Source organism: Ilumatobacteraceae bacterium (assembly GCA_033344875.1).
In the GTDB taxonomy this organism is placed as follows: Bacteria; Actinomycetota; Acidimicrobiia; order Acidimicrobiales; family Ilumatobacteraceae; genus Ilumatobacter.
The window spans coordinates 3,227,877-3,245,068 of record JAWPMO010000001.1 but is presented as its reverse complement, the minus strand read 5'-3'; the positions used below and the strand labels follow the sequence as shown (position 1 = coordinate 3,245,068).

Annotated in this window: 15 protein-coding genes and 1 tRNA gene; 9 read left to right on the top strand and 7 right to left on the bottom strand. The window is 67.2% G+C overall.

Annotation, left to right across the window (positions count from 1 at the left end; translation table 11 throughout):
• Positions 1-7: 7 nt before the first annotated feature.
• Both R8G01_15325 and R8G01_15320 read right to left on the bottom strand, forming a co-directional pair.
• A complete protein-coding gene (locus R8G01_15325) occupies positions 8-574 on the bottom strand; it encodes a hypothetical protein (GenBank protein MDW3215371.1) in 567 nt (188 codons plus the stop codon).
• Positions 575-676: 102 nt separating this feature from the next.
• Complete coding sequence (locus tag R8G01_15320; GenBank protein MDW3215370.1) at positions 677-1,078, bottom strand: hypothetical protein; 402 nt, start codon at positions 1,076-1,078, stop codon at positions 677-679.
• 184 nt (positions 1,079-1,262) lie between these two features.
• Between R8G01_15320 and R8G01_15315 the strand changes: the two genes are divergently transcribed.
• On the top strand, positions 1,263-2,360 hold the full coding sequence (locus tag R8G01_15315; GenBank protein MDW3215369.1) for a DNA replication/repair protein RecF: 1,098 nt from the start codon (positions 1,263-1,265) through the stop codon (positions 2,358-2,360).
• Entirely contained in the window at positions 2,347-2,667 is a 321-nt protein-coding gene (locus R8G01_15310) for a DUF721 domain-containing protein (protein MDW3215368.1), read from the top strand. Before R8G01_15315 ends, R8G01_15310 begins: the two co-directional genes overlap by 14 nt.
• A gap of 15 nt (positions 2,668-2,682) precedes the next feature.
• Here R8G01_15310 and R8G01_15305 read toward each other — a convergent pair whose 3' ends face one another.
• On the bottom strand, positions 2,683-3,384 hold the full coding sequence (locus R8G01_15305) for a hypothetical protein (GenBank protein MDW3215367.1): 702 nt from the start codon (positions 3,382-3,384) through the stop codon (positions 2,683-2,685).
• Positions 3,385-3,393: 9 nt separating this feature from the next.
• Here R8G01_15305 and R8G01_15300 point away from each other — a divergent pair, with 9 nt between their 5' ends.
• Positions 3,394-3,870 carry a GatB/YqeY domain-containing protein gene (locus R8G01_15300; GenBank protein ID MDW3215366.1) on the top strand — a complete coding sequence of 159 codons (477 nt, stop codon included), beginning with the start codon at positions 3,394-3,396 and terminating at the stop codon, positions 3,868-3,870.
• A 55-nt stretch (positions 3,871-3,925) separates the two neighbouring features.
• Here R8G01_15300 and R8G01_15295 read toward each other — a convergent pair whose 3' ends face one another.
• Both R8G01_15295 and R8G01_15290 read right to left on the bottom strand, forming a co-directional pair.
• The gene (locus tag R8G01_15295) at positions 3,926-6,427 is read right to left on the bottom strand and encodes a hypothetical protein (protein MDW3215365.1); all 2,502 of its coding nucleotides are present in this window, start codon (positions 6,425-6,427) and stop codon (positions 3,926-3,928) included.
• Positions 6,420-6,911 (bottom strand): sigma-70 family RNA polymerase sigma factor, encoded by a 492-nt coding sequence (locus R8G01_15290; protein MDW3215364.1) that lies wholly within the window; start codon positions 6,909-6,911, stop codon positions 6,420-6,422. The genes R8G01_15295 and R8G01_15290 overlap by 8 nt, the downstream gene beginning before the upstream one ends.
• Before the next feature lie 323 nt (positions 6,912-7,234).
• Between R8G01_15290 and gyrB the strand changes: the two genes are divergently transcribed.
• From gyrB to R8G01_15260, 6 genes are all read left to right on the top strand, one after another.
• Positions 7,235-9,208, top strand: a complete 1,974-nt coding sequence (gene gyrB, locus R8G01_15285; protein MDW3215363.1) for a DNA topoisomerase (ATP-hydrolyzing) subunit B — start codon at positions 7,235-7,237, stop codon at positions 9,206-9,208.
• 191 nt (positions 9,209-9,399) lie between these two features.
• Positions 9,400-11,916, top strand: a complete 2,517-nt coding sequence (gene gyrA / locus R8G01_15280) for a DNA gyrase subunit A (protein MDW3215362.1) — start codon at positions 9,400-9,402, stop codon at positions 11,914-11,916.
• Positions 11,917-11,982: 66 nt separating this feature from the next.
• Positions 11,983-12,279 (top strand): hypothetical protein, encoded by a 297-nt coding sequence (locus R8G01_15275; GenBank protein MDW3215361.1) that lies wholly within the window; start codon positions 11,983-11,985, stop codon positions 12,277-12,279.
• Positions 12,280-12,300: 21 nt separating this feature from the next.
• Positions 12,301-13,281, top strand: a complete 981-nt coding sequence (locus R8G01_15270; GenBank protein ID MDW3215360.1) for a DUF3566 domain-containing protein — start codon at positions 12,301-12,303, stop codon at positions 13,279-13,281.
• 37 nt (positions 13,282-13,318) lie between these two features.
• Positions 13,319-13,395, top strand: a tRNA-Ile gene (locus R8G01_15265).
• Between the two features lie 401 nt (positions 13,396-13,796).
• Entirely contained in the window at positions 13,797-14,312 is a 516-nt protein-coding gene (locus tag R8G01_15260; GenBank protein ID MDW3215359.1) for a GNAT family N-acetyltransferase, read from the top strand.
• Between the two features lie 343 nt (positions 14,313-14,655).
• Here R8G01_15260 and R8G01_15255 read toward each other — a convergent pair whose 3' ends face one another.
• A complete protein-coding gene (locus R8G01_15255) occupies positions 14,656-15,981 on the bottom strand; it encodes a hypothetical protein (GenBank protein ID MDW3215358.1) in 1,326 nt (441 codons plus the stop codon).
• Between the two features lie 452 nt (positions 15,982-16,433).
• A complete protein-coding gene (locus tag R8G01_15250; protein MDW3215357.1) occupies positions 16,434-16,985 on the bottom strand; it encodes an RNA polymerase sigma factor in 552 nt (183 codons plus the stop codon).
• Positions 16,986-17,192: the final 207 nt, after the last annotated feature.

Genomic DNA, 17,192 nt, shown 5'->3' with positions numbered 1-17,192 from the left:
GCCGGCGTCAGTCGATCGGCACGTAGTACCCGGTGATGTCGATGATGACGTGCGCACCGGCACCGCCGGCGCCGTCGACGTGGAACACGATGTTGTTGTCGAAGATGTCGCCCTCGTACATGAGCGCATCACCGGCATTGGCGACGGTTTGACCCGAGGCGGTCCAGTTGACCGTGGAGGTGTCACCGAACTGGCTGCCCGGAGCGGAGATCTGGACGAAACCGGCGCTCTCGGTCTCGGTCACCGTGACGTTGAACGACACGGCGGTCGCTTCGTCGGGAATTCGTTCGTCGCCCTCGAGGTCGAGCGCCACGTCGACGAAGCGCTGTTCCTGGAGGTAGATCTTGCCGCTCTCGTCGGGATCCACCCGGGAGTCGTAGCTGCGATAGCCGGAAATCGGGACGAACGCGCTGGGCGCGGCCGCGACGGCGGCCTGAGCCGGTGCCGGCGTCGCGGCGGGTGTCGGTGCTGCCGACGCGCTGATCGCCGATCCGAGGTATCCACCTCCCAGGGCGAGCGCTCCGATCGCAGCGCTCGTTGCGATGACTCGGGTGGTGCCGTGCTGGAAACTCATGATGCCTTTCTGTGGATGCCGTGCTGTGGAGGTGTGCACCTTGGAGCGTTGCCGATGCCGTCGGCAGTCAAACGCTGCCGTGCGTCGGCTCGGAACGCCGGGTCAGCCGAGGAGTTCGCCGACGACTCCGAGGGTGACGAACGCCAGCGGAGGAAACACCAGGTGGGCGGCGATGTGTCCGCCGCGTCGTCCGGACGGACGGCTCCGGACGATGGTGGTCACGCCGGTTGCGACGTAGGCGATCGTGCCGACCACCACCCCGGCGAGCAGGCCGAAGACGGCGGCGCCGAGGTCACACCAACCGTCGCTCGGCGAACAGTCGTTGCTGCCGAGTGAGAAGACGAGGGCGCCGGCCGCGAAACCGGTGATCAGGGCCGCGACGGTGCCGATCGCCGCGGCGACGGCGAACAGTGCGACGGGATGTCGCCAACGACTCGGCGTGGTGGCCGTCGGTGCCGCCTCCGCCGGTGTCGGTGGTGGGAAGCCGGTGCGTGGTTCGCTCATGACCACAGTGTGCGGGAGCGCTCGTTCGGGCGCCATCGGGGACATCCCCCAGACCGGCCTGGGTGGTTCGGTCGTGGTTCGGGTGATGGTGTCGGGTGGGTCCTGACGACGCCGTCGTGCGGGCCGACCGATCAGCCGACCGATCAGCGGACTGGCCGACGGCGGCCCGTAGGGTTGGCCCGTCATGATCGTCGAGCGGCTCGAACTGGTGGACTTCCGCAACTACGAGTCGGCGTCGTTCGACCTCACCGCCGGGATCACCGCCGTGCTCGGCAAGAACGGCCAGGGCAAGACGAACCTCGCCGAGTCGATGGCGTACCTCGCCACCCTGTCGAGTTTCCGGGGCGCTCCGGCGGACGCGCTCGTCCGGGTGGGAGCCGACGCCGGGATCATCCGTGCGACCGTGCGCGACCACGACGGTCGCGAGGTGCTGATCGAAGCGGAACTCTCACGTGTCGGCCGCAACCGGGTGCAGGTCAACAAGCAGAAGCTCGGTCGCACACGCGACCTGCTCGGTGTGATGCGGGTGAGCGTGTTCGCGCCCGACGACCTGATCATGATCAAGGGTGGCCCGTCGGAGCGGCGACGCTTCCTCGACGACACGCTCGTCGCGTTGAAGGTCAGCTACGACTCGATGCGCCTCGAGCTCGATCGGGTGGTCCGGCAGCGCAGCACCCTGTTGAAGCAGGCGGGCGGCCGGCTCAGCGACGAGGTCGCGGTGACGCTCGACGTGTGGGACGCCCGATTGGCCGAACTCGGTGAGCAGCTCGGTTACGCCCGCGCCACGCTCGTCGCACGGTGTCAGCCGATGGTGTCGGAGGCGTACGAACAACTCGCCGGCGACGCCGCTCCGGTCGAACTGATCTACGAACCCGAATGGCGGGCGACAGGCCTGGTGGCGGCCCTCGCCGCGGCCCGTGAGCTCGATGTGCGACGTGGCATCTCGACGGTGGGTCCGCACCGCGACGAGGTGGCGATCGGGCTCAACGGACTCCCGGCCCGCACCCATGCGTCGCAGGGTGAACAGCGCACGTTGGCGCTCGCGTTGCGGCTGGCCGCCCACCGGCTGGTCGCCGATCGGACCGAGTCGACACCGGTGCTGGTGCTCGACGACGTGCTGTCGGAACTCGACCCGGATCGGGCCACGGCGCTGCTGTCGAACCTGCCGCCCGGGCAGGTCGTGATCACGTCGGCGTCACCGTTGCCTCCGGCGGCCCGACCTGATCGTGTGCTCCGGATCGAAGCGGGTACGGTCGTGACGAGTCCCGATGCCCAGCCCTGAACCCGTCCCGATCTCGAGTGCGCTCGATGGCGTCGTCCGGTCGCTGCGCGGCCCCAGCCGCGAAGCGGTCGGTGGCCTCTTCGGGCGGTGGGACGAGGCGGTCGGTGAGCAGGTCGCCCAACACGTCACCCCCCGCAAGCTCGACGAGGGCACGTTGATCGTCGAAGTCGACGATCCGGCGTGGGCGACGCAGGTCAAGTTCCTGACGCCGATGATCACCGAACGGCTGATCGCCGTCGCGGGTGTGAAGATCGACCGCATCGAGGTGCGCGTCGAACGCCGCGGCGCGCGCGGCGCGAAGTATTGAGCGTCGGCGCCCGGCTCAGTCGGTGGGCTCTTCGGTGCTGGTGTCGCCGGCCTCGTTGAGCGCGTTCGTGAACCACGACCAGAGCGGGGGACCGACGACGGCCGACACGACGAGCGAACCGACGGCGAAGCCGATCTTCATCTTCTTCGCCTTGGCCTTTTTGGCGGCGCGCAACTCGGCCGCGCGCTGCGATGCCTCGCTGACCTTGTTGGCACCGCCCATCAGGTGCGCCATGGGATGATCGTCATCGGCCGTTGCGGCTTCGTCGCTGGTCGGTGCGGTCGATGCCGGGGAAGCCGTCGGCAGCGACGGCAACGACGGTGCGGGGATCGACGGCGTGTCATCGACGGACGGCATGACCGGAGCGGGCGCCGGTGCGGTGGACAGGGCCGGCGCAGCCGCCAAGGTGGGCGCGGCAGCGAGCGTGGGGGTGGCGAGGTCGGCACCGCTCTGCATCGGGGTGTTCGGATCGCTGAGTACCGGTGACACGACCGGAAGGGTGGGTGCTGCCGGCGCGTCGCCGACGGTCGGCGTCCCGGTGCCACCCATCGGAGCGGGGGCCGTGAGGGGCGCAGAGCCGAGTCGGGGGGCGTCACCTTCGAGCAACAGGTTCTCCGGGGTGGTGGAAGGTGTCGTGTCGTTGGTGGGCGTCAGCGCCGTCTCACTCATGGCTCCTGCATCGGTACCGGCCGCGCGGATCTTGAGCGGACGCGGCATGCTTGACGAATGTCGAATGAGACCGACTCCGTGAAGACCCGCCTGCAGACCGACCTCACCGTTGCGATGAAGGCCCGCGACGAGGTCGCGCTGTCGACGATCCGCATGCTGCGTGCGGCGATCATGAACGCCGAGGTCGCGGGCGACGAGGCCGTCGAACTGACCGACGAGCAGGCGGTCGCCGTGCTGCAGTCCGAGGCGAAGAAGCGAGCCGAGTCGGCTGCGGTGTACGAGGAGAACGACCGGCCGGACTCGGCCGCCAAGGAGCGCGCCGAGCTCGAGGTGATCGAGCGCTACCTGCCGGCGGCGATGGGCGACGCCGAGCTCGCCGCGATCGTCGACGTGGAGATCGCCACGGCGGCCGCGAACGGTGCCGAGGGCGGCAAGGCGATGGGCATGGTCATCAAGGCGGTCCGCGAACGGGCGGGCGCGAGTGCCGACGGTGGCCGCATCGCCGCACTGGTCAAGTCCAAGCTCGCCGGCTGACGTCCTGTCGTCCTGACGGTCGCCGAACGTTCCGCCGTCGGCCCGTCGGGTCGGTTCAGATGCAGAGTTCGGGTGAGAACTCCTGTTGGCCGCGGCCGGGTTGGCACACCTGTCCCCATTCACCCGACACGAACCGGAAGCGGCCGACGTCGTCCCGCCGCAACATCAGTTCGAGGCGGGAGGCGAACACCGAGTCGTCGAAGAAGTTGGAGGTGACGACGGTGACACGGAACTCGGATGCGGTTGGCCGTACGTACTCGATCGTTCGGCGCTCGTTCACGGCGAGTCGTCCGGCGACGGCGTTGCCGAACGCGATGGGATTCCGAGCCCACGGTGCCTCGGCATCGATCGGGGTGTCGATGTCGGGCAGGGTGACGGTGCCGTCGTCGCCGTACTCCGGCCGCCCGGCCCAGTACTCCGTGCGGTCGCCGAACGGCTCGATCCGGACGAAGCGGTCCCCGTCGGCGATCATGACCCGACCGTTCGGGTCGAGGATCGGGAACTCGAACGTGTCGAGCGAGACCGTCGTGATCGTGCCGTCGACCCAGCCCCTGGTGATCGTCTGGTTCGTTCCGTAGGTGGTCGCGATGAAGCCGCCGTCGAACGTGGGGATCACCGTCGGCATGCCGCGCGGCTGCCAGTCGGCCGGCAGGTCGAACGACCAGGTCCGGGTGCCGGCCGGCAGATCGTCGTCGCGGTGCACCGTGAGCGTCGGCGCATCGACCTCGGTGCGCATGACCGGTCCCGAGATCGACGTGGTCCCACCGTCGCGACCGATCCACGGCAGCACCAGCTCGGCGTCGGGTGCCGGCCGGAGCAGTTCGTGGTCGCAGCACCCGACGACGACGAGCCCGTCGCGGGTCGCCACGAGATCCTGATCTCCGACGCGATCGGTGATGCCGGCCCAACGGCCCAGCACACGCCCGGCGTCGTCGGGAGCGAGCGACATCGCCACGAGATCTGCTGCGCCATCGCCGGGCTCCGCCGCGTCGACGTTCAGGTAGACGATGTGATCGGGCCCGAGCAGTTGGAGGGCGACGTCGCCGAGACCTTCGTCGACCTGCGCGGTGATCGCCGGCGTGGTGCGGCGGGTCAGGGCGCGGGTGGTCGGGTCGTACGACACGATCGACCCGTCACGGTCGACCAGGATCTGGGTGCACCCGACGGACTCCTCGCCCGAGCAGTCCCGCTCGATTCCGGCTGCTTCCCAGGTCAAGGTCTGCCACGCGACGGCGGTGGCGGCCGGAACGGTCGTGGGCACCGTGCTGGTGGTCGATGTCGTGGTGGTGGTGGTCGTCGTGCCGGTCGGTGGTTCGTCGGTGGCGAAGTCGACGAGGGCGACCTCGAGTCGGTCGTCGGTCTGTCGGACCGCGACCGTGCCCCAGATGTCGCTGGCGGCGATCGTCCAACCGTCGGGCAGCGACCACCAGATCGCCGAACCGCCGGGATGCAGTTGGGCGACGACCCACTGCGACGGTTCGCCGAAATCGACCTCCGGTGCGATGTCGGGTCCGACGTGGGTCCAGAGCACACCGTCGCCGTCGGTCGTCGGCGCGACCGGCGACGGCCCGACGTAGGTCTCCGCGGCGTCCGGGTGCTTGTCGACCGAGAGGTTCCAGGTGTCGCCCTCCGATGAGGTGACGACCCCGGAACGGGGGCCACCGCGTGGGATCTCGGTGAGCAGATCTCGATCGATGTCGTACGTCGGCGGCTCGCCGTCGAGCGTGGTCGGGTTGCCATCGACGTCGACGAACCCGATCGCGACCTCGCCGCCGTCGCGCCGCATCGTCATCCCTTCGGCCCCGTGCCCGAACGACGAGGGCGGGTACTCGATGTAGCGCATCCAGTTCGCCGGCTCGGACGCGACGATCTCACCGACCCGGTCACCCGACAGCGGCATCGCGACCACGGCGAAGTCCTCGATCGTCTCGCCCTGCACGGTCGAGTAGACCACGTCGCCGGGCCCGTAGGCGATGGCGCCGTTGGTCGGCAGGTTCTCGACGGTCCGTGTGGAGCCGTCGAACCCGATCACGTCGACCCGACCCCCGGACGAGTCGTACGGCCAGGTCGCGATCGCCACGCCGAGGTCGCCGACCGCGACCTGGTACGCACCGACGGTCGGGTCGGGCACAGGAACGGTGCCGAGCGGGGTGAGCGTCGTGGCGGCCGGCGGGTCGAGATACGACACGGCGGCGACCGCGGTAGCAGCCGGATTCGTCGTCGCCGTGATGCCGGTCGAGCTCGTGGTCGGCACGACCGTGGTGGGCCCCGGCAGTGTGGTGGGGATCGCCGACGGGATGCTCGTCGTGGCGTCGATCGTCGAGTCGGAGGTCTCGATCGAATCGGAACCGCGCAGCAGGACCACACCGCCGACGATCGCGACGGCGACCGCGGCGATCGATCCGGCGACCGCGACGAGACGACGGCGAGGGGGCAGTGGGGTGATCGGGGCGACGTCCGACGTCGAGGGGCGACCGGCGAGCTCGGCATCCACGTCGACCTGGGCCTCGACCTCGGCGCGGGCGGCGCGGGCGCGGCGTCGCAGTTCGTCATTCATCGGGGTGCTCCTCGTCGAGTCGTTGGCGCAGCGTTCGTCGTGCCTTGAACAGCGCGGCCTTGATCGCACCCCTCGACGTGTCGAGCAACTGGGCGATCTGGCCGACGGTGAGGTCGTCGGCGTAGTACAGCGTGACGATCATCCGCTGCCGCTCCGGAAGCGGCGCGACGAGTTCGGTCCACTCGTCGAGCGACGGTGTCGCGAGCGGTGCCGGGTCCGGTGCACCACCGATCCGCTCGACCGCCCGCTGCTCGGCGGCGCGGCTGCGGTGGTGGTCGATCAGCAGGTTGACCATCACGGTCCGACACCACGCAGCCGGGGCGTCGTAGGTCGCGAGCTCGTCCCACCGGGCATGCGCTCGCGTCATCGTCTCCTGCGCCAGGTCGCGCGCGATGTCGACGCGGCCGGTCTTCAGGGCGCCGAGTGAGACGAGACGGGGGAACACGTCACGGAACAACGCCTCGAATTCGGTCTCGACGGCCACGGTCACATCCTCGTACACGGAACAGCGCCGTGGTCGGTTACCCGGAGCGGAGGCGGTCGATCGAGGTCTCCCCATCAGTCGCCCGACGCACGCCCTGGGTGGCCGGAGAGCGAATTGGGCGCAGTCGGGAGGCTCAGCACCCGAATTTCGTCGATTTCCGGGCGATTGAGGGCTGGATGAGCCCATCTCTGCTGCACCCCGCTGGTACAATCACACGAGTGTGACTTGGGGCATTCTCGAACACACGATCGGTGCCGGCGGCATCGGCCGCCCGGAACGTCCCGCTCCCACGAACATCACTCGATCGCGATCTGAGGTACTGCGTGTCCGCTGACACCAAACCAGCAAGTTCCACGAAGCCCACCGGCAGCTACGGCGCCAAGGACATCCAGGTCCTCGAGGGGCTCGATCCGGTCCGCAAGCGGCCGGGTATGTACATCGGTTCCACCGGGCTGCAGGGTCTCCACCACCTGATCTGGGAAGTCGTCGACAACTCGGTCGACGAGGCGATGGCGGGCTACTGCGACCGCATCGGTGTGACGCTGTTGGCCGACGGCGGCTGCCAGGTCGACGACAACGGTCGCGGCATCCCGGTCGACCCCTACAAGACCGGCCAGCACAAAGGCAAGAGCGCGGCCGAGGTCGTGCTCACCGTGCTCCACGCCGGCGGCAAGTTCGGTGGCGAGGGCTACAAGGTCTCCGGTGGCCTGCACGGCGTCGGCGTGTCGGTCGTCAACGCCCTGTCCGAGCGGCTCACGATCGAGGTCGACCGCGAGGGCAAGCGCTGGTTCCAGGAGTACGCCAAGGGCGGGGTCCCGCAGGGCAAGATGCAGATCGTCGGCGACACGCCCAAGCGCGGCCGCGAGACCGGCACCACGATCACCTTCTGGCCCGACCCGGTCATCTTCCAGGCCGAGGGCATCGAGTTCGTCGCACGCACCGTGCTCGAACGGCTGCAGACGATGGCGTTCCTCAACAAGAGCCTCGAGATCGCGTTCGAAGACCAGCGCCCCGAGAAGGAGAACAAGGTCACCTACCAGTACAAGGGTGGCCTCGTCGACTTCGTCAAGCACATGAACGCGTCGAAGGACCCGCTGTTCTCCAAGGTCTGCAACTTCGAAGACGAAGACGAAGACGACGGCCAGGCGCTCGACATCGCCCTGCAGTGGAACACCGGCTACCACGAGGGCATCCACGGTTACGCCAACGGCATCTCCACCATCGAGGGCGGCATGCACGTCGAGGGTTTCCGCACCGCCCTCACCAGCACGGTCAACAAGTACGCCCGCGAGAAGAACCTCCTCAAGGAGAAAGACCCGAACCTCACCGGCGAAGACATCCGCGAGGGTCTCACCGCCATCATCTCGGTCAAGCTGCGCGAGCCGCAGTTCGAGGGCCAGACCAAGGCCAAGCTCGGCAACGTGCCGATGCGTTCCTTCGTGCAGAAGGTCACCTACGAGCGCATGGGCGAGTGGTTGTCGGAGAACCCGACCGAGGCCAACAAGGTCGTCAAGAAGGCGCTCGCCGCGGCCCAGGCCCGGGTGGCCGCCAAGAACGCCCGCAACGCGATCCGCCGCAAGACGGCACTGTCCGGCGCCGGCATGCCCGACAAGCTCAAGGACTGCACGTCGAAGAACGCCGACGAGTCCGAGTTGTTCATCGTCGAGGGCGACTCCGCCGGTGGTACGGCGCTCGACGCCCGCAACCCGCAGACGCAGGCGATCCTGCCGATCCGCGGCAAGATCCTCAACGTCGAGCGGGCCCGCATCGACAAGATGATGAAGAACAACGAGATCCAGGCGTTGATCACCGCGATCGGTGCCGGGGTCGGCGAAGAGTACGACGTCGAGAAGTGCCGCTATCACAAGATCATCGCCCTGTGCGACGCCGACGTCGACGGCAGCCACATCCGCACGCTGCTGCTCACGTTCTTCTTCCGCCAGATGCGCGACATGGTCGAGGCCGGCTACGTCTACATCGCGCAGCCGCCGCTGTTCTCGACCGAGATCGGCAAGGAGAAGGTCTACCTCAAAGACGAGGTCGCCAAGGCCAAGTTCCTCCAGGAGCGCCCCAATCACAAGAAGGAGTTCGCCCGCCTGAAGGGACTCGGCGAGATGGACTGGGAAGAGTTGAAAGACACGACGATGAACCCCGACACCCGCACGCTGCTGCAGGTCACCGTCGAAGAGGCCGCCGAGGCCGACACGATCATGAGCGTGCTGATGGGCGACAACGTCGAATCGCGCCGCGACTTCATCACCACCAACGCCCGCGACGTCCGCAACCTGGATTTCTAGTTCGGTGTCGTTCGTTCGCTGCGCTCACTCCACTCCACCGAGTTCTGTTCTGAGCGGCTCCGCCGCACCCAACCGTGATCGACCTCACGACTTCGTCGAGTCGGTCGATGGTGGAGGGGGATCACTTCGTGCCCCCTCCACACCACCCCCACCGCTGACTCACGTGCTCGAACCCCGACAAGGAAATTCGAATGTCTGACACACCTACTCCACCGCCTCCGGTCGATACCGACGGGCCCGATGGGCCAGAGGGCGACGGGCCGATCCAGCCGATCTCGTTGCAGGACGAGATGGAGAACTCGTTCCTCGACTATGCGATGTCGGTCATCATGTCGCGTGCCCTCCCCGACGTGCGTGACGGCCTCAAGCCGGTCCATCGCCGCATCATCTGGGACATGGAACAGCAGGGGTTCCGCCCCGATCGCCCGTTCGTCAAGTGCGCCCGCGTCACCGGCCACACCATGGGGACGTACCACCCGCACGGCGACAGTGCGATCTACGACGCGTTGGTCCGCATGGCCCAGCCCTTCTCGCTGCGTCACCCGCTGATCGCGTTCCACGGCAACTATGGCTCGCCCGACTTCGGTCCGGCCGCATCCCGGTACACCGAGTGCCGGTTGCACCCCTTGGCGATGCAGTTGCTCGCCGACATCGACGAAGACACCGTCGACATGCGGCCCAACTACGACGGCTCCACCGAAGAGCCCGTCGCGCTGCCGGCTCGCTACCCGAACCTGCTCGTCAACGGCAGCCAGGGCATCGCCGTCGGCATGGCGACCAACATCCCGCCGCACAACCTCGGCGAGGTCATCGACGCCACGGTGCACCTGCTCGACAATCCGAACAACGCCGACAACCCGGAAGCCACCACGGTCGACGACCTGATGGAATACGTGAAAGGCCCTGATTTCCCGACCGGCGGTCAGATCCTCGGCAAGTCGGGCATCATCGACGCCTACCGCACCGGCCGTGGCAGCGTGAAGACCCGCGCCAAGGCCTCGATCGAAGAGGGGAAGAACGGCCGGTACGAGATCGTCGTCACCGAGCTGCCGTACCAGACGAGCTGCTCGTCGATCGCCGGCCGCATCGAAGAGCTCGTCACCAACGGCGACCTCGACGGCATCGCCGACGTCAACGACGGCTCGGCCGGGGGCAGGACGAGCCTGATCGTCACCCTCAAGCGCGATGCGAACCCGAACGTCGTGCTGAACAATCTCTACAAGATGACGCAGCTGCAGAGCAGCTTCTCGATCAACATGGTGGCGCTCGTCGACAGCGTGCCCCGCACGCTCAACCTGCTGACGGCGCTCGAGGGCTACGTCCGCCACCAGATCGAAGTCGTCACCCGCCGGTCGCAGTTCCGGCTCGCGAAGGCCCAGCGTCGGGCCCACATCCTCGAGGGGCGCATCAAGGCCCTCAACGTGATCGACGCGATCATCGCGTTGATCCGTGCGAGCGACGACGTGGCCTCGGCCAAGGCCGGTTTGATGGCCGACCCGTACGAGTTCACCGAGGTGCAGGCGGTCGACATCCTCGACATGCAGCTGCGCCAGCTCACTCGACTGTCGCGAATCGAGTTGGAAACCCAGCTCGAAGACGAGCGGTCGAAGATCGCCGAACTCGAGGCGATCCTTGCCGACGACGCTCTGCTGCGCTCGGTGATCAAAGACGAGATGCTCGCCATCAAAGACGAGTTCGCGACGCCACGCATCTGCGAGCTGACGTACGACGACGGCGAGATGTCGATCGAAGACCTCGTCGACGACAAGGAACTCGTCATCGTGATGACCGAGGCGCAGTACGTGAAGTCGGTCTCGGCCAGCTCGTTCAAGTCGCAGGGCCGCGGTGGCCGCGGCGTCAGCGGCGGCAAGCTCAAGGCCGAAGACATCGTGCGTCACGTGATCTTCACCACCGCGCACGCGCATCTGCTGTTCTTCTCCAACCGCGGCAAGGTGTACCGATTGCGCGCGCTCGAGATCCCCGAGCGCGAACGCACCGCCAAGGGCATGCCGATCGTCAACCTGCTGCCGTTGCAGGCAGGCGAGAGCATCCAGGCGATCATCGACACGCGCGAGTTCGCCGGCGACCGCTACCTGTTCTTCGCCACCAAGCAGGGCACCGTCAAGAAGACGACCTTCGACGCGTACGACTCCAGCCGACGCGACGGCATCATCGCCATCAACCTCCACGAGGGCGACGAACTCGTCAAGGTCATCGAGACCTCCGGCGACGACGACGTGTTCATGGTGAGCAAGGGCGGCATGACGATCCGGTTCAACGAGAACGACGTCCGTTCGATGGGTCGCACCGCGGCCGGCGTGCGCGGTATGAAACTCAAGGCGGGCAAGGACGACGCCGTCGTCTCGTGCGACGTGGCCCGCGACGACGTCGCGATCCTGGTCATGACCGACGGCGGGTACGGCAAGCGCACCCAGCTCGACAAGTTCAACGTCCAGGGCCGCGGTGGCCAGGGCGTTCGTGGCATCAAGCTCACCGGCAAGAAGGGGTTCGTCACCGCCGCCTTCATGGTCGGCATCGACGACGAGATCGTCGCCGTGTCCTCGGGTGGCGTCACGATCCGGATGAGCGTCCGTGAGATCAGTTCGCAGGGTCGCGATGCGACCGGTGTGCGGATCATGAATCTCGACGACGGCCAGACCGTGGCGTCGGTCGCTCCAATCATCGCCGACGACATCGTCGAAGCCTGATCTCGGCGGCATCGCCGCTCGCTCGCAGCCCGGCTGCTCCACCCATGAGTTGTGAGAGGAGCGGTCGTGCGCGATCGAGGTGCGATGACGGTGTTGGTGGTGTTGGTCGCGTTGGCGATCACGGGGGCGATCATCGTCGGCCTCGTGCCGGTGCTCGGTGAGCTGGCCGATCGACAACAGGCCCGCTCCGCCGCCGACGCGGCCGCCTTGGCCGGTGTGACGGGCGGGCGTGCCGCTGCGGCCTCGCTGGCATCGGCCAACGACGCGGTGCTGATCGGTTGGGCGCGATCCGGTCACGAGGTCACCGTGACCGTGCGTGTCGGAGGTCAGACCGTGACCGCACGCGCCACCGACGGGCCCTGATGACTGCCTACACTCGGTTTGGTGAGCACGAGCGACGGTGACGCCTCCTCCCGGCTCGAGAGCGCGCTCGCCGACGTGTTCGCCGGTGGCGCCGATGGCTCGGCGCGCGACGACTGGCATGTCGACGACGCCGACGACGAACCGACCGGCCCGGTGACCCTGCCCGAGATCGTGCCCGCCACCGTCGATGCCCCTACGGCGCCACCGGCGGCCGCGCCCGCCGCGCCGGCGATGCCGGGGCCGACCGCACCGACCGCACCGGCCGCACCCCGCCCGACCGCCGCCCCTCCGACGGCTCCGGCGACGGCGTGGGGCGACCACATGACGAATCTTCCGGCCAACGCGCAAGGTGGCCCCCTCCGGGCACCCGGTCGCCGCCCCCGCGTACGTCGGGTGACCCGAGTCCTGCGTCACATCGACCCGTGGAGCACCTTCAAGGTGGCGTTGCTGTTCAGTGTGGTGGCCTACCTGGTCTCGCTCACCTCCGGCGTGCTGCTCTGGCGGGTCGCCGACAGCACCGGAACGCTCGACAACGTCGAGCGGTGGTTCACCCAGTTCGGGTGGGAGACCTTCGAGCTCAAGGGCGGCGAGATCTTCCACAACGCCTGGATCATCGGCCTGTTCGGCGCGGTGGCGCTCACCGGCGGACTCGTCCTGTTGGCGACCCTGTTCAACCTGGTCAGCGACATCGTGGGTGGTGTTCGTATGACCGTGCTCGAAGAAGAGGTCGTCGAGCGCACCGTGTCGTCCACCCGCCGGTACGTGGTGCGGCGGACACCGGTCGCCGGTGCCGGCGGTGGCGACGACTGGGACATCGGCGACAGCGACGGCCCGACGCCCGACGCCGCCGACGCGCGACCCGCCCAGCCGCGCGTCGCGCCCGACGACTGGTCGATCGACGATCACGGCGACGGTGATGGCGACGGTGATGATGACAACAAAGGTGGCGACCGCGTTGGCGCCGGTGATGACGAATCACACGTTGCGCCGCCGATCAGTTGAGGATCGGCGTTGCCGCAGATAGCCTCGCTCTCTTGCTGGGGCTATAGCTCAGTCGGTTAGAGCGCTGCCCTGATAAGGCAGAGGTCACAAGTTCGATTCTTGTTAGCCCCACCAGATAAACACCAGGTAGATAGTGATGCGGGAGGCCGAGAGGCCTCCCGTTCTCGTTGTCAGGTCCGCGTCAGGTCCGCGCGATACGGCCCGAGTCCTGCCGAGTATCGTCGATTGGTGTGGTGTCGGGGCGTGGAACATCGGGAACCGTCGCACGGAGCCGTCTCCGGCGAAGAGTGTTCGAGAGCGCCGGTTCTGCGAGATGGTCACCATCGCGATTGTGGTTCCGGTGGTCGCTCTCGCGGCGATCTGGTTTGGAGGTCGTACGGCAACTCGACTTCGCGTATCGATGTCGGTCGCACACAGCCTCGCCAGCCGATTCGGACGCGGTTGCCAATGTGGGTGGGTACGTCCTCGAAGAGCTGCTTTGGGAGTTGATCGATTGGCATGCACACGACGCTCCCTTGATCGATGCGCTGGCGACGTTGTCCGAGACGATCACCCGTCTTCGACCTGACGCAAGCAATGAGTCCGAACTCGGCGCAGTGAACGATCAGCTCGTGGACGTCTACCGGCGGTTGAGCAGCGGAGGGATCTCCCGGGTTGCTCCCCTCCGCCTGTGGATTCCACTTGGCCGTCGGCCGCACGACGAACCTGTCGACAATCTGATCCACATACGAGGCCGTGCTCGCGGATGGCCGAACTACGACCTGAAGCTCGTCGGTGAGTATGGCGAGCGAACGATCCTGCTGGGAGACATCAAGGTCGAACCCGAGCGTGAGACTCGAGGCCTCGGGTCGGCCGTACTGACTGACCTCTGCGCCTACGCCGATCATCACAGGCTCACCGTGGTTGGCATGTTCCAGCCGGATCTTGAAGACGTTGGTGACCGAAGTCAACGGACCGAGCGGTGGTATCGCCGGCACGGCTTTGACTTCGACGGCGGCCGCATGACCAGGCCGCCGCGTGTACTGGCTTAGGCCGGCTTGGGCCGCCTCGATCCGGGTGAATGACCGAGCGGATCCTGTCGGTTCAATCGAGCACAGTCTCCGGTCGCGTCTGTCCCGGCGACCGGCACTCACCGATCCTTATCGCCGCTCTCGGGGGCGTCGAGGCGGTGCAGCGTGGTGATGAGAAGGACGCGAATGCCGTCGGGGCCTGTGGGTCGTTGTGCGAAGTCGTACACGAGCGCTTGGAGTCGCTCGGTGAGTTCGTCGACGTCTGTGCTGCTGAGTCTCAGCCCGGCTCGGCTGTTGGTGATCACGCTGTCTGGCCCCGCCGCCAGTGGAGCGGCCACCCGTGTTCGGCCGCCTTCCGGGTTGATTACGGAGTGATTGTGGGGGTGTCGCAGGTGAGGACGGCGAAGCGTCGGTCGTCTATTCGAGGGTCGGTGAAGATCGGCATTTCGGACGTCGCGCAGGTGATCTTGGTGACGTCCGCCGCGATCTCGGCGAGGTCGAGAAGGTTGTGGTAGTCGGCGCGTTGGCCGATGCCGCTGGTGGGCGGATTGTCCGGAGGGCAGAGCGGTGTGAACTCCGACGGACCCGAGAGCAGCAGGCAGTACGGGTCCACGGCGGAGTCGTCGCCAGGGTTGTAGACCATGTTGGCGGGGTTTGGGTCGTCGGGGTCTTGGCGATGCACGATCCAGGCGACTTCGGTGTGTCCTTCGGCAACGACGGTGTCGTCGTCGCGGCCCGGCACGGGGCTGAGCGGGCCGGTTGCGACGATCGTGTCGCCGGCGATGTCGACGAGTCCGGCCTCGAGGAGGCGGTCTCCTGTGTCACCGCTCCAGGTGGCGACGTCGAACCCGAACTCGGTCGGCTCGAGTGGGATCGTCAGCCAGCCTTGAGTGTCGGTGTTGACGCGTAGCGCGTCGCCGGTGCCGGTCGGGGCGACAGCGGCGTAGCGGTCGGCTTTGCCGTCCCCCCATACCGCGGTCCCGAACACGGCGGGCTGGTCAGGAATGGTGCAGTGCTCCCAGAGTTCGAAACCGATGCACGGTTGACCGTCGAGGTAGCCGAGTTTGAGCGCGGAGTTCGACGAGTTGCTGCCCGGTCCGAGCTCGGTCGAGATCGGTTGATCGAGTTGCAGCAGTAGCGGGAGCTCGGTCGGGAGTTCGACGGGATGGACCCCAGCGGCGATGTTGGCGAGTTGGGTGTCGTCGAGACCGCGGCTGTGCAACCAGACCACGACTCCAGGCTGGTACTCCCACACCAGGTAGGCGTGATCACCCTCGCGATAGCTGTAGCCGTCGGTGCGGCCAACGTCGAGAACCGTCGGTTCAGGTGGATCGGTGACAGTGTCCATCCCCCACAGCGAGCCCTGTGCTTGAGCCCAGAGTTGGGTGCGTGCGTCGGTGTCGCCGAGCTCAACGCCGATACCGAGCCGTTCGCCATAGTCGACGTGTTCGATCCCGTTGCCACCGCCGAGCGCGCTACACCTTGGAAGGCCACCCGAAAGCGTCCACTCGCGACACACAAAGAACCCGGCCGTTGCCTCGATGCTCGGTGCGCCGTCACCGTCGCCGAGTGCTCGAATCTCGTCAGGCAGGTTCTCGCCGGCGTCGAACCAACCGATTGTGCCTGCGGCGAGGGGGATCGGGTCCCACGGCGGCTCGTAGTAGTCCGATTCCGACTCGGGCACAGTCATCACGTTCCCGGTCAGAACTGTGCCAGGCAGAACATCACCGACGCTTGACACGATCGAGGTAGTCGTCGCCGGAGCAGCCGAAACCTCCGTGACAGCAGGGCTCGTCACGGGCTGCTGCGCGGGCGCGCGTCGATCGTCCACGCCACGGTTCGCGATCGCCGCCCACACACCGACAACACCGGCGACTGCAACCAACGCAGCCGCCACCGTCAGCCACGACCGACCTGCCGAGTGTGCCGCGCTCGATTCGACGCCGTGTTCGAGATCGAACCGCATCGAGTAAAGATCGGCCAATTCAGCATCGCCCGCAGACGACACGCCACCGGTGGTCCCGAAGACCGAACCGACACCGTCGCCTGCACCCCCGAACACCTCGGTACGCATCGCCGCCCGATCCTCTGGCGTCAACGGTCGGATCTCCGGGCGAAGGGCTTCAAAGGTTTGCAACTCGTTCATTGTGGTGCTCCTCGCTCATTGCGTAGCTGGGTGCGGATCCGACTCAGTCGCGATCGCACAGTGCCGGCAGGGATCCCGAGGGCCTGGGCTGCCTCGCCGCTCGTGCAGCGCTCCCACGCGATCAACACCAGCAAGTCCCGGTCCTCGGGTTCGAGGTCCTCCACCGCCGCTATCACCTGCCCCCACCTTCGCTCGGCGTCGACCCGGGCATCCACCGCGATCAGAGGATCACCAGGAACCCGATCGCTACCGGCATGTCGAAGCTGCGCTCGTAAGCGGCGCTGCTCGGTTCGCCAATGACGACGCAGCAGATTCGATGCGATCCCATACAGCCACGCCCGCTCACCGCCCAGCTTCGGATCGAACCGATTGAACTGCTCCAACGCGACCTTGAACGTCTCGGCCGTCACATCACGGGCCGCCTCGTCGCCCACGCGACGAGCAACATACGAGTGAATCGTCTCGACATGCAGATCAAACCAACCACCAACAACCCGGGTTGCGTCGATCCCGCGGCGAGGCACGGCCGAGTCGATCTGATCGCACATCACACCCACTGTTGCCCGAACCAACTCACCCTGTTCACAAAACCTCAAGAAAGTTCCGGCGGTCGTGGTGGACCCCGCACGAGACCAAGCGTTCACCATCGACTGCGATCGCCGGACGAGATCGCATGCGCCGACCGCTCGGCGGCCGGAATCTTCCATGTCACGAACGGGCCGCTGTGCAGCGCGTGCTCGCCATTCTCGACCGGG

Bases quoted from the DNA above. Each gene is read 5' to 3' on its own strand.
- R8G01_15325 (MDW3215371.1), bottom strand. From the start codon at position 574: ATGAGTTTCCAGCACGGCACCACCCGAGTCATCGCAACGAGCGCTGCG.
- R8G01_15320 (MDW3215370.1), bottom strand. From the start codon at position 1,078: ATGAGCGAACCACGCACCGGCTTCCCACCACCGACACCGGCGGAGGCG.
- R8G01_15315 (MDW3215369.1), top strand. From the start codon at position 1,263: ATGATCGTCGAGCGGCTCGAACTGGTGGACTTCCGCAACTACGAGTCG.
- R8G01_15310 (MDW3215368.1), top strand. From the start codon at position 2,347: ATGCCCAGCCCTGAACCCGTCCCGATCTCGAGTGCGCTCGATGGCGTC.
- R8G01_15305 (MDW3215367.1), bottom strand. From the start codon at position 3,384: ATGCCGCGTCCGCTCAAGATCCGCGCGGCCGGTACCGATGCAGGAGCC.
- R8G01_15300 (MDW3215366.1), top strand. From the start codon at position 3,394: ATGTCGAATGAGACCGACTCCGTGAAGACCCGCCTGCAGACCGACCTC.
- R8G01_15295 (MDW3215365.1), bottom strand. From the start codon at position 6,427: ATGAATGACGAACTGCGACGCCGCGCCCGCGCCGCCCGCGCCGAGGTC.
- gyrA (MDW3215362.1), top strand. From the start codon at position 9,400: ATGTCTGACACACCTACTCCACCGCCTCCGGTCGATACCGACGGGCCC.
- R8G01_15255 (MDW3215358.1), bottom strand. From the start codon at position 15,981: ATGACTGTGCCCGAGTCGGAATCGGACTACTACGAGCCGCCGTGGGAC.
- R8G01_15250 (MDW3215357.1), bottom strand. From the start codon at position 16,985: ATGTGCGATCAGATCGACTCGGCCGTGCCTCGCCGCGGGATCGACGCA.